This is a genomic window from Pseudomonas sp. 32_A, from assembly GCF_017490905.1.
GTDB lineage: Bacteria > Pseudomonadota > Gammaproteobacteria > Pseudomonadales > Pseudomonadaceae > Aquipseudomonas > Aquipseudomonas inefficax.
Map to the genome: position 1 here is coordinate 1 of NZ_JAFGYI010000302.1, position 461 is coordinate 461.

Below are 461 nucleotides of genomic sequence, written 5' to 3' on the forward strand. Positions count from 1 at the left end.
GGCGGTCGACAATCCGTTCATGGAGCAGCACGACAACCGCGCGCTGCCGCCGACGTTCCTCGGCGCGACGATCGTGAGCAACGAATTCAAGAACGTGATGCTCGAGGCGGGCAGCTTCACGAAGACCAACGCGCGCGGCCATACGACGCTCACGAACCTGACGACGCAATACGGCGGCACGCGCGTCGACCGCTTCACGTACGTCGGCGGCACGTGGGATTATTCGCAGACGGGCTCGGCGTCGTTCTACGCGGGCCAGGCCGACGATGTCTGGCGCCAGTACTACGGCTCGGTCAAGCAAAGCTACGGCTCGCCGCAGACGGTCAAGTGGACGGGCTTCGGCAATTTCTATTCGACGCACGACACGGGCGACGCGCGCCAGGGCAAGATCGACAACAACGCGTACAGCCTGTCGCTCGCCGCGCAGCACGGCCCGCACGAGCTGCTGCTCGGCTATCAGC

General features: G+C 65.3%; 1 protein-coding gene. It reads left to right on the plus strand.

Annotation, left to right across the window (positions count from 1 at the left end):
- A partial coding sequence (locus tag J5M58_RS26780; RefSeq protein WP_207880392.1) for an OprD family outer membrane porin occupies nt 1-461 on the plus strand: 461 nt, incomplete at both ends.